General features: G+C 39.1%; 14 protein-coding genes. 13 read left to right on the top strand and 1 reads right to left on the bottom strand.

From position 1 onward, the window contains the following. The first annotated feature begins 37 nt into the window (after positions 1–37). The 8 genes from QFZ31_RS08625 to QFZ31_RS08590 all read left to right on the top strand — a co-directional run bounded on the left by QFZ31_RS08625 (position 38) and on the right by QFZ31_RS08590 (position 9,635). Positions 38–1,504, top strand: coding sequence for a carotenoid oxygenase family protein (locus QFZ31_RS08625; protein ID WP_307302469.1), 1,467 nt, complete (start codon positions 38–40; stop codon positions 1,502–1,504). Between the two features lie 28 nt (positions 1,505–1,532). After that, positions 1,533–2,237, top strand: a complete 705-nt coding sequence (locus tag QFZ31_RS08620; RefSeq protein WP_307302466.1) for a nuclear transport factor 2 family protein — start codon at positions 1,533–1,535, stop codon at positions 2,235–2,237. 105 nt (positions 2,238–2,342) lie between these two features. Continuing rightward, on the top strand, positions 2,343–3,344 hold the full coding sequence (locus QFZ31_RS08615; protein WP_307302465.1) for an ABC transporter ATP-binding protein: 1,002 nt from the start codon (positions 2,343–2,345) through the stop codon (positions 3,342–3,344). Beyond that, the gene (locus tag QFZ31_RS08610) at positions 3,337–4,323 is read left to right on the top strand and encodes an ABC transporter ATP-binding protein (RefSeq protein ID WP_307302464.1); all 987 of its coding nucleotides are present in this window, start codon (positions 3,337–3,339) and stop codon (positions 4,321–4,323) included. Before QFZ31_RS08615 ends, QFZ31_RS08610 begins: the two co-directional genes overlap by 8 nt. Positions 4,324–4,346: 23 nt before the next feature. Further along, positions 4,347–5,297 (top strand): ABC transporter permease, encoded by a 951-nt coding sequence (locus QFZ31_RS08605; RefSeq protein WP_307302462.1) that lies wholly within the window; start codon positions 4,347–4,349, stop codon positions 5,295–5,297. A 16-nt stretch (positions 5,298–5,313) separates the two neighbouring features. Beyond that, entirely contained in the window at positions 5,314–6,240 is a 927-nt protein-coding gene (opp4C, locus tag QFZ31_RS08600) for an oligopeptide ABC transporter permease (protein WP_373459834.1), read from the top strand. A 39-nt stretch (positions 6,241–6,279) separates the two neighbouring features. Next, entirely contained in the window at positions 6,280–7,911 is a 1,632-nt protein-coding gene (locus QFZ31_RS08595; RefSeq protein ID WP_307302460.1) for an ABC transporter substrate-binding protein, read from the top strand. 86 nt (positions 7,912–7,997) lie between these two features. Beyond that, positions 7,998–9,635: an ABC transporter substrate-binding protein gene (locus QFZ31_RS08590; RefSeq protein ID WP_307302458.1), complete on the top strand. Its 1,638-nt coding sequence runs from the start codon at positions 7,998–8,000 to the stop codon at positions 9,633–9,635. Between the two features lie 61 nt (positions 9,636–9,696). On the opposite strand, the gene QFZ31_RS08585 is transcribed toward QFZ31_RS08590, so the two are convergent. Further along, on the bottom strand, positions 9,697–10,488 hold the full coding sequence (locus QFZ31_RS08585) for an IclR family transcriptional regulator (RefSeq protein WP_307302457.1): 792 nt from the start codon (positions 10,486–10,488) through the stop codon (positions 9,697–9,699). Positions 10,489–10,689: 201 nt separating this feature from the next. Between QFZ31_RS08585 and QFZ31_RS08580 the strand changes: the two genes are divergently transcribed. The 5 genes from QFZ31_RS08580 (at position 10,690) to QFZ31_RS08560 (ending at position 16,936) form a co-directional block, all read left to right on the top strand. Next, entirely contained in the window at positions 10,690–11,559 is an 870-nt protein-coding gene (locus QFZ31_RS08580) for a p-hydroxycinnamoyl CoA hydratase/lyase (protein WP_307302456.1), read from the top strand. Then, positions 11,549–13,690 carry an acetate--CoA ligase family protein gene (locus QFZ31_RS08575; RefSeq protein WP_307302455.1) on the top strand — a complete coding sequence of 714 codons (2,142 nt, stop codon included), beginning with the start codon at positions 11,549–11,551 and terminating at the stop codon, positions 13,688–13,690. The genes QFZ31_RS08580 and QFZ31_RS08575 overlap by 11 nt, the downstream gene beginning before the upstream one ends. A 93-nt stretch (positions 13,691–13,783) precedes the next feature. Continuing rightward, positions 13,784–14,953 (top strand): acyl-CoA dehydrogenase family protein, encoded by a 1,170-nt coding sequence (locus QFZ31_RS08570; protein WP_307302453.1) that lies wholly within the window; start codon positions 13,784–13,786, stop codon positions 14,951–14,953. 27 nt (positions 14,954–14,980) lie between these two features. Beyond that, complete coding sequence (locus QFZ31_RS08565; protein WP_307302451.1) at positions 14,981–15,691, top strand: nuclear transport factor 2 family protein; 711 nt, start codon at positions 14,981–14,983, stop codon at positions 15,689–15,691. A 48-nt stretch (positions 15,692–15,739) separates the two neighbouring features. Then, on the top strand, positions 15,740–16,936 hold the full coding sequence (locus QFZ31_RS08560) for an MFS transporter (RefSeq protein ID WP_307302449.1): 1,197 nt from the start codon (positions 15,740–15,742) through the stop codon (positions 16,934–16,936). The last annotated feature ends 30 nt before the right edge of the window (positions 16,937–16,966 follow it).

Below are 16,966 nucleotides of genomic sequence, written 5' to 3'. Positions count from 1 at the left end.
ATCAAAAATTGATAGTTTAATAGGAAGGTGAAAATCCATGAACAAGTTTCCTGACTTACCAATTTATGCGGGCTTCAATATGCCAACGCGTGCAGAGGTTGATATCCATGACCTAGAAGTCGAAGGGGAATTACCAACTGAAATAAATGGTGCCTTTTACCGAGTAGGTCCAGATCCACAATATCCACCATTGTTAGGTGAGGATATTTACTTTAATGGTGATGGAATGGTCAGCATGTTCCGTTTTGAAAATGGACGTGTAAACTTAAAGACTAGGTATGTTCGTACTGATAAATTTATCTTAGAACGAAATGCAGGCCGTGCACTTTTCGGTGCCTATCGGAATCCATTTACAGATGATCCAAGTGTAAAAGGTGAGATTCGCGGTACTGCAAATACACATGTTATTTTCCATTCTGGTCATTTATTCGCACTTAAGGAGGATAGTCCCCCTGTAGCCATGAACCCATTAACATTAGAAACGTTAGGTTATTGGGACTTTCAAGGAAAATTAAACAGTGAAACTTTTACCGCACATCCTAAAATCGACCCACAAACAGGAGAAATGATTGCTTTTGGTTATGCGTCAAAGGGAATCGACACCCCAGATATTACGTACTACGTAATTAATTCATCAGGAGATATTGTCCACGAAGTAGAATTTAAGGCTCCCTATGCTGCGATGATCCATGACTTTGCTGTTACTAGAGATTATGTTATTTTCCCAGTTGTCCCAATCATGAGCAGTCTTGAGCGGGCAAAAGAAGGCAAACCAACCTTCGGATGGGATGCAACAAAAGAAATTTATTTAGGAGTCCTTCCACGTAAAGGCGATGCGCGTGATGTTCGCTGGTTTAAGGGTCCGAATCAATTTGCTTCCCATGTTATGAATGCGTTCAATGATGGAACAAAAATACATCTAGATATTCCAGTTGCGGAAGGTAATATGTTCCCTTTCTTCCCTGATGTTCATGGTGCACCATTTGATCCAATCAAAGCCGCTTCGCGTCTAACACGATGGACAATGGATATGGAATCATCTACAAGTACGTTCAGTCATAGTCAACTGACTAACATGGTAGGCGAGTTTCCGCGAATTGATGATCGATATGCTATGGAACATTACCGACACGGCTTCCTATGTGTAACAGATCGTTCGTTACCAATTGATAACAATGTAATGGGAAGTATTACAGGTATGTTTATTAACTGCTTAGGTCATATTGATCTATCAACTGGTAAAGAAGAAAGGTATTTCTGTGGACCAAAATCTACTTTGCAAGAACCAACCTTTATACCAAAATCAGATAATGCTGCGGAAGGAGAAGGCTATCTTGTAGCACTAGTGAATCGTTATGATGAAATGCGATCTGATTTGGTTGTATTAGATGCACAGCACTTAGATGATGGCCCAGTCGCAACGGTTAAACTGCCATTACGTTTAAGACAAGGTTTACACGGAAGCTGGGTACCGGAATCTCAGCTTAAAACAGTCACTGTATAAAAGTTGGAAAATAATGGAGGTTTTATAAATGGAACAAACTATTCGTCGGTTAGAAGAAAAGCTAGAACAGTTAACTGCTCAGGTTGGAATTTTGGAAGATACACAAGCCATTCGTAGATTACATCACCAATATGGTTATTACTTAGATCAATGTTTATATAACGAAGTTGTTGAATTGTTCGCAGATAATGGAGTGGCTTTCTTTATGGGAGGAATTTATAAAGGGAAAGAACAAGGAGTCCGCCGTCTCTATATTGATCGTTTCCAAACTAGATTTACGAAGGGGCATAATGGTCCAATTTACGGTTTCTTACTAGATCATCCACAAATGCAGGATATTATTACGGTTTCACCTGATAGAAAAACTGCAAATGGAAGATTCCGCTGCCTAATGCAGGCTGGTCTTCATGAAAGTGCTGAAGGTCAGACAAGACAGTGGTGGGAAGGCGGCTTGTACGAGAATGAGTATGTTAATGAGGATGGGGTATGGAAAATTAAAACGTTGAACTATCGCGGCTTATGGCATGGAGATTTTGATAAGGGCTGGGCACATACGCCACCCAATTTATACCCATTCCCAACTGTTCTTTTTCCGGAGGATCCGATCGGTCCTGATGAATTAATAACAGATCCAAAACCTTGGTTATGGCCTGATACAGCAGTAGTTCCATTCCATTATCCACATCCTGTAACTGGTGAAAAGTGGGAAGCGAAAAAACCTACGAACGTATAATCGCTTATTTAATAATAATAAATTGAAATTGCCACAAAGTTGCAATTAGTAGAATCCCCGCTTATGACCAAGGTCAGGCGGGGATATTGAATAGAGGTGAATATTATGGAGCAACAGCTATTGGACATCAAGCAGTTACAAATCACTTTTAAGACAGATCATGGTGACGTAGTATCCATAGATGATGTTAGTTTTAACTTAAAACAGGGCGAAACAATTGGAATCGTTGGTGAATCAGGATGTGGAAAAAGTGTTACCTCACTCTCGATAATGGGATTACTTGGCCAAAAAGGTACAGTAAGTAATGGGCAAATACTCTTTAATGGTAAAGATCTTGCTGATTGTAATGAAGAAACAATGAGGAAAATCCGGGGAAATGAAATTTCTATGATTTTTCAAGAGCCGATGACTTCATTAAATCCTGTTTTTACAATTGGACATCAACTTATTGAAGGAATTAAGCTCCACCGTAAATTGAAAAAGAGAGAAGCGATAAAAATTGCAGTTGATATGTTAAAGAAGGTTGGAATTCCAAGAGCTGAGGAAATCATTCATGAATATCCACATGCATTATCCGGTGGAATGAGGCAAAGAGTCATGATTGCAATGGCTCTTGCATGTGAACCTAAACTATTAATTGCTGATGAACCAACTACTGCTTTAGATGTTACGATTCAAGCACAAATCCTCGAATTAATGAAAAAGCTCAGAAAAGAATATGGTACATCGATTATGTTGATTACTCATGATTTAGGGGTAATTGCGGAAATGGCCGATCGAGTCATTGTTATGTATGCTGGGCAAGTGGTTGAGGAATCGGATGTGTTTACATTGTTCAATAACCCGAAACATCCTTATACCATCGGTCTTATGAATTCAATTCCCCATTTAGACGATGAATCGGAAGAACGCTTATCTTCAATACCGGGAACAGTTCCTTCCTTACAGCAAATGCCAAAAGGCTGCCGCTTCCATACTAGATGTCCTCATGTTGAAGAGCGATGTATAAAGAATGCACCTCCCTGGACTCTAACTGAAGAAGGACATTTATCCAGATGCTGGTTAACAGTAGATTTGAAAGAAGCAGTGGGGGTGTCACATGAGTAATGTTACGGTAGAAAAGCGTGAGCCTCTGATTACAGTAAATGGATTAAAAACCTATTACCCTATAAAAAAAGGAATTCTTTCTCGAACAGTTGGACACGTAAAGGCTGTTGACGGAGTAAGCTTTTCCATTTTCGAAGGAGAGACTCTTGGTCTTGTAGGAGAGTCTGGCTGTGGGAAATCAACAATAGGAAGATCCATTGTTCGTTTGGAAAACCCTACCGAAGGAAAAATTATTTTCCAAGGAGATGATATTACTGGATTATCCAATAAACAAATGAGTGACTATCGCTCAAATTTACAAATCATTTTTCAAGATCCCTTTTCATCCTTAAACCCGCGGAAGAGAATAAAGGATATTATTGCTGAACCATTAAAGGTACATCAAATCGTTCAACAAAAAGATATCCAAAAGCGAGTCGATGAGCTGTTAGATATGGTTGGGTTACCGAAGCATTATAAAAATCGATATCCACATGAATTTTCTGGTGGGCAGCGTCAACGGATTGGTATCGCTAGAGCCCTGTCATTAAACCCAAAGTTAATTGTCTGTGATGAACCGGTTTCGGCGTTAGATGTATCTATACAAGCGCAAGTGTTAAACCTTTTATCTGATTTGCAGAAGGAATTAAATCTTACCTATCTATTTATTGCTCATGGATTAGGTGCAGTCAAATATATTAGTGATCGGATTGCGGTAATGTATTTGGGAAAGGTTGTGGAAATAGCTAAAACAGAAGATATATTTAAAAATCCGAAACATCCATACTCGCTTGCTTTATTAAATGCCTATCCAGTACCAAATCCAAATCTTAGAAATAAAGAGAGAATTGTCATTCAAGGGGATGTCCCGAGTCCTGCAAATCCACCTAAGGGATGCCGTTTCCATACTCGTTGTCCGATCGCGATGGATATTTGCAGGCAGCAAGTACCTGAATTAAAAGGGACGGATCATGCGGTTGCATGCTTCGCTGTTAATTGATTTACGCTCTAGGAGGTGTTTATTTGTTTTCCTATATCATACGAAGACTCCTAATAACAATACCCATTATTTTTGGAGTAACGATAATAAATTTCTTGATTATTAATATGGCCCCTGGAAATCCAGTTGAGATGATGATCGATCCAAATCTATCTCAAGAAGACATTGAAGCAAGGAAAGAGGCACTTGGTTTGAATGCTCCTCTTTATGTTCAATATTTTAATTGGCTTATGAATCTCTTAAAAGGAGACCTAGGATTTTCCATGTCTACCTTCGAACCAGTGACACAAATTATTTCTGAACGATTAGGGCCAACCATTTTATTAATGGGCACTGCACTATTTATTGGATTATTAATTGCGATTCCTTTAGGGATAATTAGTGCAACAAAGCAGTATTCTAAGCTGGATTATTTAGTTACAGGCGGCGCTTTTATGGGGATTTCTATCCCAAATTTCTTCTTAGGTCTTGGTCTTATTTACATCGTTTCACTGCAGCTGAATCTATTACCGACTGGCGGTATGGTTACGTTAGGTGGAGATAATGGCTTGGCTGACCGTATTCTCCATTTGATTCTGCCTTCAATTGTACTTGGAATCGGAATTGCGGGTAAAAAGATACGATACGTTAGGTCGAGTGTGCTAGAGACCTTAGGACAGGATTACCTTCGAACCGCAAGAGCGAAAGGCTTACGAGAATTTATTGTTATTAATAAACACGGACTCAGAAATGCATTAATTCCAATTATCACTGTTATTGGTTTAGAAATTCCGTTACTTCTTGGAGGGGCAGTCATTATTGAGCAAATCTTTCAATGGCCTGGTATTGGGCAATTGACAATTTCTTCGATTATGTCTCGTGATTATCCTACCTTAATGGGATTAAATTTACTCGCAGCGGTTATTGTCGTATCAGCGAATTTACTTACTGATATTGTTTACTCACTTGTAGATCCACGGATTAAATACGAATAGTGAGGGGAGGGGAATTATGTCTTTAGTAAACATAAAGCAGGAAAATGAAACTAGTTTAGGTCAAGTTATACCGATGGTACCTGAATCTACTATTAAAGAAGAAAGCTATTTGCAAATGGTAGTTAGAAGATTTAAAAAACACAAGCTAGCGGTAATTGGACTTTTTGTGATGATATTACTTGGATTAATGGCAATTTTTGCTCCATTAATTGCTCCATATGATCCATACGCTGTAAATGAAACATTCTCAGCCCCGCCTACTTCTGAGCATTGGCTGGGCACTGACCAAGTTGGGAGAGATATCTTAAGCCGTTTGATTTATGCTGCAAGAGTTTCGTTAATGGTGGGAGTAGGGGCAGTCGCGATAAGTGTAGTAATTGGTACAATATTAGGGCTGTTATCTGGGTACTATGGCGGCAAAATAGACATGGTTATTATGCGGTTAACGGATGTTTTTATGTCGTTCCCACATTTAATGTTAATCCTTGTTGTGGTTAGTGTGGTAGGTCCAAGCTTAACAAATGTCATACTCGTCATGGGTCTATTATTTTGGACGGGGGTTGCACGTCTTGTTCGAGGCAGTGTTTTACAAGTGAAACAACTAGACTATGTGAAGGCAAGTATTGTACTAGGTTTAAGTACCCCACGGATTCTCTTTCAACATATCTTGCCGAATGTAATCGCTCCTATTTTGGTAAATGGGACATTCGGGATTGCAGCTGCTATTATCATTGAAGCTTCATTAAGCTTCTTAGGTCTGGGTGTTCAGCCTCCTACAGCAAGTTGGGGTAATATGTTAACCGATGCCCAATCACTAACCGTTTTGTCATCACAGCCTTGGGTATGGGTGCCGCCTGGTTTACTCATAATGCTTACCGTATTGTCTGTCAACTTTATCGGTGACGGATTACGTGATGCCTTGGATCCTAAGAGTATTAAGTAGGTTCATAGTTGAGAATACAAAACTATTGGGGGAATATCGATGAAGTGGTTTACTAGGGGTAATTGGCAATGGCTTGTGATTTGTCTTGTTTTCATGCTGGTTATAACAGGCTGTAATTCAAATGAAACGAGCACTGATGTCAAAAAGGACGGGGAAGCAACGAAGGGGGATAAATCGATTAGCATTGGGATCACTAGATCACCTGCATCATTTAACCCGCTTGACAGGGCAGATTGGTCTCAATTCTATATTTCTTCCGTCATGTTTAATCCATTAATGGAAATGGATGAGGATTTTAACTTTATTCCAAGGTTAGCAGATAGTATCGAAACAACTGATAACCAAACCTTTACAGCAAAACTAAATCCAAATGCAAAATGGACAGATGGAAAACCGGTTACCGCTGATGATGTCCTTTTTAGTCTTGAAATGCTCACAAATCCAAAATTCAGTTCATTGCTGACCTCACAATTTCAAATTTTAGAGGGCTTAGCGAAAGGTGGAAAATTTGAAGGAGGATCATTTGCTGATTTTTCTGGAGCAAAAAAGGTAGATGAACATACAATTATCTTTAAAACTCAGACTCCCGTGGATCCAAATGTTTTCAAGGAAAAAATTGCAGCAAACCTTAAGGCTTTACCAAAGCATGTGTTAGGGAATGTAAGTCCAGAAACTTTGCAGCAAAATCCATTTATGCAAAAACCAACAGTAACATATGGAGCTTATAAATTCGTAGAATTTCAGAATAACCAATATGTAGCATTAGAGGCGAATAAGGGTTATTTTAAGGGAGCACCAAAAGTAAATAAGCTGTTCTTTAAGATTATGCCGGTTGCTAATCTTGTAGCACAGTTCCAAAACGGTGACATTGACATGAACTTCCCTGATATTGGTTCACTCTCATTACAAGATTATGAAACTGTAAAAAAGATGAACCATATTAAAACTGAAGATGGTGCACCAGTTAACTATAAGTTAGTAGGATTTAATACAAAAAGTTTAGATGAAAAAGTGAGACAGGCAATTGCTTATGGTATCAATCGTGAAGGCATGGTTAAGGATTTGCTGAAGGGTGCAGGTGAAGTTTCAACTGGCCCGTATGCACCAGTCCATCCATATTACAACGAGGATATTAAGAATGATTATCCATATAATCCAGAGAAAGCCAAAGAATTACTGAAAGAAGCGGGCTGGGATTCAAGCAAGACGGTTAACTACATCGTACCAATTGGAAACCAAGAGCTTGAAAAAGCCGGGGACTTAATTGCAGCAAATCTGAAAGAAGTAGGTATCAATGTGCAAGTACAAAAATCCGATATTCCAGGGATGATTCAAAAACTAAAAAAAGGTGAATTTGATATGTATTCTATCACTTTCTCTTTTGTTCTTGATCCTGATGTATCCTTTGTGTACCAATCAGGGGCTAGCAATAACTTCACATACTGGAGTAATTCAGAAGTGGATGATTTGTTAGGTAAAGGATTACGTGAAACAGAACAATCTGCACGTAAAGAGCTTTATGATAAATTCCAAGGACTCCATGTAAAAGAGCTGCCTGAAATAGGTCTTTATGCTGACTACCGACTCCGTGCAGTAAATAAAAGGGTAACAGTAGGTGGACCAAAGGATATTGGTATGTTAATCAATGTTCATGAGTGGGATGTTAAATAAGAAAGAAATGGTTGAATCCCCCTATTGGGGGGATTCAAGATAAAGGGTATTCATATTCGATCTTAGGGAATGAGGGGGATAAATAGATGGTGAAAACAAAGAGATTCGTAACTTTATTGATTTGTTTTTTTGTAATCTTTATGGTAGCTGCTTGTCAAAACTCATCCACGACTACTTCAAACGAAGAGTCAAATAATAATAGTGAAGCCACTGGTGGAAAGAAATCAATCAGCATTGGGATTACCGTTGCGCCGGGCTCCTTTAACCCAATTGACCGAAATGATTTTGCAACGTTGAACATTACCAACTTGTTATTTAACCCTTTAATGGATTTAGATGAGGATTTCAACTATGTCCCAATGCTGGCAGATAGCGTGGAAACAACAGACAATCAAACGTTTACGGCAAAACTTAATCCAAACGTTAAATGGACAGATGGACAGCCAGTAACAGCGGAGGATGTACTTTTTACGATGCAAATGATTTCACATCCAAAAGTAACATCATTATTCGCATCAAATTTCTCAATTCTTGAAGGTTTAGGAAAAACTGGTAAGCTTGAGGCAGGAAATTTCGAGGATTTACCGGGTGTGAAAATGATTGATGAACATACCATCGTCTTTAAAACGAAAAAGCCAATTGATATTATGGCATTCCATGAAAAAATCTCCTTTAACCTTAAGGCAATGCCTAAGCATATTTTAAAAGATGTAGACCCTGAAACATTACATCAAAATGAGTTTATGCAAAATCCAACTGTTTCATATGGTGCTTTCAAATTTGTTAGTTACCAAAAAAATCAATTTGTTGAATTGGAAGCAAACAAAGACTATTACAAAGGAGCTCCAAAACTCGACAATCTTTATTTTAAAATCATGCCTGCTGCTAATCTTGTAGCTCAATTTCAAAGTGGAGAAATCGATATGAACTACCCTGAAATTGGTTCAATAGCAATCCAGGATTATGACAAGGTAAAATCGATGGATAACCTTGTAACCAAAGAGGGTCTCCCATTAAACGATAAGTTCATCGGCTTTAATAATGAAAAAATCAAGGACAAACGCGTAAGACAGGCGATTGCCTATGGTATTAATCGTCAAATGCTTGTCGATAATTTGTTAAAAGGATCAGGTCAAGTAGTAAATGTTCCTTACGCAACAGTTCATCCATTTTATAATAATGCCGTAGAGGGGAAATACCCTTACGATCCTAAAAAGGCAAAAGATTTACTTGCTGAAGCTGGCTGGGATAAAAACAAGGCCCTAAAGTTTGTTGTTCCAACAGGAGATGCCACAATGGAGCAGGCAGCGAATATTATTGTTGCCAATTTGAATGAAGTCGAAATTAAGGCTGAAATTCAAAAATTGGATACCGCTTCTGCTGTCCAAAGTTTACGATCTGGTGATAATGATATGTTTATTTGGAATAATCGCTTTAAGCTCGATCCTGATGTTACACAGCTATTTGGAACAGGTGCCAGCATTAACTTTACTCGCTTTAGTAATGCTGGTGTAGACCAGGCATTAGCAAATGGACTAAAGGCAACAGATGAAAATGAGCGGAAGCAATATTACCATGAATTCCAAGAGTTATTTGCAGAAGAACTGCCACAGCTTGGCTTATACTTGGATAAACGGTTACGTGCAGTGAACAAGAGAGTACTAGTAGGCGAACCTAAGGATATGGGGATGCTTATTAATGTCCATGAATGGGATGTAAAATAGTTAGAATTCGTCATAAAGTAATAAAATCTCCCCCATAATTGATAATGGGGGAGATTTTTTATTAGCTAATAGGGTCCAATTTTAGTTTGTAACCCATTCTTTCTGAAATATTTTCCCCGCATTCTTTCACGAGCTTTTTTACCATCTCTACCTGATCGTCATCAAAGTAAATAGCTGGTCCAATAACCCCAATGGCAGCAATAGGCTCACCAACAGCGTTAAAAACGGGGGCAGAAATACCCATTACACCGACAGTAGTTTCATTCGCCTGCATATAAACTCGTTCCTTCTTTATTTTGGATAAGCGCTGTCGAATAATATTTTTATCGGTAACAGAATTAGGGGAGCTTGGTTTAAATTCATCCTGTAACAATCGTTCCACCTTTTGTTCTGGAAAGAAGGCAAGGATGGAATGACCAAGCACTCCAAAGAAAATATTTCGGCGCACACCTACTTGAGTAGAAACCTTTAATCCTTCCCTGCTCTCTCTTTTAAAAATATAAAAAAGCTGATCATCATCTTCTTTTAGAGCCATTAGAACGGTTTGTTTTGTTTTCTTAAACAGTTCATCAAGTAAATCCTCTGCTTCTTTTTTGACATCCATAACCGCAGCCTGCAGAAAACCGAACTCTATTAAGCGGAGTCCAGGCTGATACGTAAGTGAATCCTGGTCAAATTTAATTAAACCTCTTCTTTCCAAAGTGTATAGGATTCGATAAACGGTATTTTTCGGAATGTCGGTCATGGTTGAAATCTCTTCAATGGATAGTGCTGATTTCTCTAGGGTAAAAACTTGAAGGACATCAATGGCACGGTCAATCGTCTTAATTGAAGTCATATTAATATCACGCATAAGGCACCACCCTCTATAAAATAATTTTTAGAATTGTTCGTCTTTATATCAGTTTAGTATATTTTTTTGGGTTACACAACTCATTATTTTAAATGTTAATTGACAATTTACAGAATATTTGATAAACTTTAATTAAATTAATGAGTTAAACAACTCATTTTTATTAACACGTTACTACTAAAAAGAATTGAGGGATGTTGGATGGCTGTTAATGACGCAAGGAAAGCAATAGAAACTGAAGAAGTTGTACCAGGTGGAGAAAACGTCAAAGTAGAATTTGAAAATGGGATCGCATGGGTTACATTAAATAGACCGAACAAACGAAATGCAATGAGTCCGGCATTAAATAGTGAAATGCATGAAGTATTGGATGCACTAGAACTTGATGATCGTTGTAAAGTTCTTGTTCTAACTGGTGCAGGCGAATCCTTTAGCGCAGGTATGGACTTAAAAGAATACTTTAGAGATATTGATGATGATCACCCTGCAAAAGTTATGAAAATACGCCGTAATGCTACAGCTTGGCAATGGAGAAAACTATCCTATTATTCCAAGCCAACAATTGCGATGGTTAATGGCTGGTGTTTTGGGGGAGCTTTCACACCGATGCTTTCTTGTGATTTAGCAATTGCTGCTGATGAAGCAATTTTTGGTTTATCTGAAGTTAACTGGGGAATTATCCCTGCGGGGAATGTTACACGAGCTGTAGCTGGTGCGTTAAACCAGCGAGATGCTTTGTACTACATTATGACGGGAGAAACATTCAATGGTCAGAAAGCTGCAGAAATGGGCTTGGTAAATAAATCAGTTCCAAAAGATGAACTGCGCCAGCGCACAAGAGAATTGGCTCAAACACTTTTAAGCAAAAACCTTCATGTAGTGAATCAATCAAAACTAGCTTACAAATACTCACGTGACATGGATTATGATACTGCAGAAGAATACTTATTTGCCAAACAGGCTCAAAATATTGCTCAAGATACGGAACGTGGACGCCAACAAGGTTTGAAACAGTTCCTTGATGACAAGTCTTTTAAACCAGGTTTAGGTGGTTATAACCGTGAGTCCTAATCACAATACAGTAGAATTGGAGATTCAACCTGCTTCTATTAAAAAGTTGTTATCACCTCGTTCGATAGCGATTGTGGGAGTTTCTGGAACACCTGGTTCGGCAGGTAATACCATTTTAAAGAATCTAGAACGCTTCAATTACAGTGGAGAGATTCACCTCGTAAATAAAAAACGATCAGATGTAGAAGGAAAGCCTTGTGTTCCTAGTATTGATGATTTACCAGAGGGAATTGATGCGGTTGTATTATGTGTTCCCTATACAGCAGTAGTGGAATCTGTTAAAGCTTGTGCTCGACGAAAAGCTGGGGCTGTAATGATTTTTGCAGCAGGCTTTGCTGAAGTCGGTGAAGCGGGGAAATTAGCTCAAGCACAAATTACAGAAATTGGTCGAGAAAATGGAATGATGATTGCTGGTCCGAACTGTATGGGTTTGACTAATTTCGTGGAAAACGTCCCATTAACGTTTGCCCCAGGTCTAAAAAAGACGGAAGTTAAAAATAACAATTCCCTCTGTATCTTGGCACAAAGTGGCGGAATGATGTCCAATCTTCGAGAGATTGCTCAGGCTCGTGGAATTTCCTTGACCCATGCGATTTCGACTGGAAACGAAGCAATTGCAGGAATAGAAGATTATCTTGCATACTTAATAGAAGATGAACCTACAAAAGTTATTGCGATGTATGTGGAACATATTCGTCGACCAAAGCTTTTCTTAGAATTATCTGCCAAGGCACGGCAGATGGGTAAAACCATAGTACTCTTACATCCAGGCAGAAGTGAAGCCTCACGAGAAGCAGCTCAGTCTCATACAGGCTCATTAGTTGGCGATTATACCGTCATCAAAACCCTGTTAGAACAAGAAGCCGTAATTATGGTAGAGACAATGGAAGAATTAGTAGATGTATCTTGGTTCTTAACAAGTTTTGAGAGGCCTCCGGTTGAGGGGGCAGCAATCCTGACTGACTCTGGTGCAGTAAAAGGATTTGCCCTTGATTACTGTGAGACCGTTGGGTTGAATCTCCCAGAACTATCAGAAATGTCAAAAGTATCGCTTCAAAAGCTATTACCTGAATTCTCAAGTGCTACAAATCCATTGGATGTAACCGCTCAAGTTTTAAGCGATATGTCTTTATATACGAGTTCTGCCAAGTGTTTATTAGATGATTCAAAGATTGGTAGTTTAATGATTATCGTTTTACCAGGCTCTCCACATATTGCCTTGGCAAAAGTGAGAGCTGCACTTCCTTCCATTAGTGGTACAACAAAGCCGACTGCCTATGTTGTTATGGGAGAAGGATCACCATTGCAAGAGGAAGTGGCCACAGAACTAATGGAAAATGGCATTCCATTTTTCCGTTCCCCGGAACGGGCAATGCGGGCTATAGCTGTTCTTACTAAGTATGGTAATTCTTTAAAAAAGGTTAATAGTTTAGGGCAGCAGGCTCCAATTAAGACTCCAGTACTGACCACTAAGGGAGTTATCCCTGAATACGCTGGCAAAGAATATTTTGCAGAGGTTGGAATACCTGTTCCAAATTTCTTATTAGCAAAAGAATTTGATAATGCCATCGAAGCAGCTAAAAGTATTGGTTTTCCAGTAGTTTTGAAAGCGCAATCACAAGTATTAGCGCATAAAAGTGATGTAGGCGGTGTCATTGTTGGTATTAAGGATGAAACAGAATTAGCAGAGGCATGGACAACACTCCATTCAAATATTAGAGCAGCTCAGCCTAATTTGGAGCTCGATGGTGTTCTCGTTGAGAAAATGGGTGAAAAGGGTATTGAAATGGTTGTGGGGGCACGAAGAGATTCAGATTGGGGACCAATTGTAATGGTTGGCCTTGGTGGAATTTGGATCGAAGTTTTAAAGGATGTCCGGTTTATGTCACCGAATTTAACCGAAGAGAATATCGAGCAAGAAATTTTAGCATTAAAATCAGCCGATTTATTAAAGGGAGCTCGTGGTTCTGCACCAGCGGATGTCAAAGCCTTAACAAAGGTTGTGGCGAGGGTGGGACAATTAATGAATGCAGTACATGAAATTGAAGAAATCGATATTAATCCAGTGATTGTCTATCCTGAAGGTAAAGGTGTCTTGGCTCTTGATGCACTAATTGTTACTTCAGAATAACGAAAGAGAATAGAAAAACCAATTGTGGGTATGCACGATATAGAAATGCATACCTTCTTTAAATAATAGTTTTTTTAGTTGGGAGGATTTACAGTGGATTTTACTTTAACCGAGGAACAGGAAATGCTTCAAAAGACCGTTCGTCAATTTGTTCAAAATGAACTGCTTCCATTAGAGCAGGAAGTTATGCGAAATGAACGGGAAGGACGTCCTGGATATACGGATGATCAAATTCAACAATTACAGCTTAAAGCGAAAGAAATGGGTTTCTGGGGGATTAATACACCCGAAGAATATGGTGGTGTAAATCTTGGACCATTTATGACGACCTTAATCAACATTGAATTAGGAAAAACATTTATTCCATTTACCTTTGGTGGCGAGGCGGATAATATCCTTTATAATTGCACCGAAGAACAAAAAAAGAAATATTTGTATCCAGTGATTAGTGGGGAGAAAACAGCCTGTTTCGCTCTAACGGAGCCGGGGGCTGGATCTGACGCTAAAAGAATTAAAATGAGTGCTGTTAAGGAAGGGAGTGAATATGTGCTGAATGGCGAAAAGATTTTTATTACCCGTGCCCATAAGGCTCATTTTACAATGGTCTTTGCAGTTACAGACAAGGAAACAGGCTGCAATGGTGGAGTAACTTGTTTCCTTGTTGACCGTGAAATGGGATGGCGTTCTGAGCCAATTCAAACCATGGATGATTGGGTTGTTTCCTCAGTTGTATTTGAAAATGTTCGTGTGCCTGAAGAAAATATTTTAGGTGAATTAGGAAAAGGCTTTGAACTTGCAATGAAATGGATCACTATGGGGCGTGTCAAAATCAGTGCATGGTCGATAGGTATTGCGGAGCGTTTACTTAATATGGCCATGGAGCAGGCTAAATCAAGAGTTACATTTGGCCATCCGATTTCAGAATACCAAGCGATACAATGGATGATTGCTGATTCTGCAGTCGAGCTGGAGGCTGCCAAATTGTTAACGCTTCATGCTGCTCAATTAGCTGAAAAAGGAAAAGATGGTAAACGTCATTATGCTTCCATTGCTAAACTATATAGTACAAACATGGTACATCAAGTTGTTGACCGTGCACTCCAAATCCATGGAGGGATGGGGGTAACCAAGGAGCTACCAATTGAAAGATGGTACCGTACAGTTCGTAAGTACAGAGTTTTTGAAGGTACAGATGAAATATTACGTCGTACGATTGCATTTAATCTATTAAGCGAGAAGGTTAAGTTAGGAGAGTTTTATTAATTATAATTTTGGGGGTGTCGAACGAATATGACTGAAAAAATAAGTGTGCTTGAAAAAAAGATAGAGGAAGTCACAAAGCGTATTTCGGATTTAAACGATATCGACTCGATTCGAAAACTGCATCATATTTATGGGTACTATTTTGATGCATGCTTATTTAATGAAGTAGTAGATTTATTTGCAGTAGATAGTGAAGTCCGATTTATGGGTGGAATTTTCAAAGGAAAGGAAGGTGTGCGCCGTTTTTTCTGTGATCGTTTACGGATGAGACATACAAATGGACATAACGGACCTATTTATGGCTTTTTGTTAGATCATATTATGATGCAGGATATAATTACCATCTCCGAAGACGGAAAGACCGCAAATGGAAGGTATCGTACGTTCATGCAAGCAGGACGTCACGAACTTGCTAAAGGATTAACAAGGCAGTGGTGGGAAGGCGGTGTGTACGAGAATACGTATGTAAAAGAAAATGGTATATGGAAGTTTAAGATTTTAGATTACCGTGGTCTATGGCATGCTGACTTTAAAACAGGTTGGGCACATACCCCTCCAAATTTATATCCGTTTTTCTCTGAAACATTTCCAACAGATCCTATTGGGCCAGATGAAATTCTTGATATCGTGCCTAAACCTGTTTTATGGCCGGATACAGGTGTCCTGCCATTTCATTATCCACACCCTGTTACCGGGGAAGAGTGGGACCAAAATAAAGATCTTAATACATTAAGATGAAAGAAATGCCAGCCCCGAATGTTAAACCTGAGGCGGTGAAAAGAATAAATGAACAATCCTGATTCTGTAGGAAATTCTCTATGGACAAAGGATTTTATCCTCACGTCTATGTCCAATCTATTTCTATTTTTTAGTTTTCATTTATTGACCCCCATTTTACCCATATATATCGTGGAAATGGGGGGAGATAAATTTGCTGCTGGAATGGTTGTCGGAATCTTTACCATCTCGGCTCTAGTGATACGTCCTTTTGCCGGTTGCGCTTTGGATGTTTTCAATCGAAAAAAAGTCCTATATTTTGGACTTTTTGTCTTTATCGTCACTGTAATAAGTTATGAATGGATGATTATTGTCAGCCTTATTCTTTTCGTTAGAATGATTCAAGGGATTGGCTGGGGAGTTGCCACGACCACGTACGCTACGATGGTGTCTGAATATATTCCCCCTTCACGGCGCGCAGAAGGAATGGGATATTTCGGTCTTTCCATTAACATCGGAATGGCCGTAGGGCCTCTCATCGGGATTTGGTTAATGGTGGAGTATGGATTTACCTCGGTATTTATTATTGGAGCTGTTTCAATTTCGCTAAGTATCCTGTTGAGTCAATTTATCCTTTATCCTCAAAAGCAAGAAAAAATATCTAGCTCTAAAAAGGTTTCGATTATTGAAAAAAAAGCACTGTTACCAGCCATCTTGGTCATGATGATGACACTTGCACATGGGGGTATATTAAGTTCGATGACATTATTTGGGCAGGAAATGGGGATTGTTAATGTTGGATGGTTTTTTCTTGCTTCTGCCCTGAGCATGATGGTGAGCAGACCAACTTCCGGAAAAATCGCTGATAAAATGGGACAGAATTATGTGCTTGTCCCTTGTGCATTAGCACTGGGGCTTGGACTACTTATTTTATCCTATTCTTCTAGTGTTTTTGTATTAGTGATAGCCGCCATTTTTTATGGAACAGGGTATGGGGGGATACAGCCGACTTTACAGGCTTGGGTCATTACTCGTGTTTCACCTGACAGAAGAGGTGCTGCAACGGCTACCTACTTCTCAGCATTTGACCTGGGCATCGGTGCAGGTGCGTTGTGGGTAGGATTTATCGCAAAATGGCTCAGTTATGCGATAATTTTTAAGATTTCAATTCTATTCATGGTTCTGTTCGGACTCCTTTATTCTATTTATTGGCTTCAAGAAAAGCAAAAACGGAAGACAGAAACCCAAGCAAAATACGGGATTTGAAAACAACTATTGAAACAAGACTCCGTATGG

Origin of the sequence: Neobacillus niacini (assembly GCF_030817595.1) — a bacterium.
GTDB classification, from domain to species: domain Bacteria; phylum Bacillota; class Bacilli; order Bacillales; family Cytobacillaceae; genus Neobacillus; species Neobacillus niacini_G.
The sequence above is the reverse complement of the archived record's forward strand: the minus strand, read 5'-3'. Positions and strand labels throughout refer to the sequence as shown.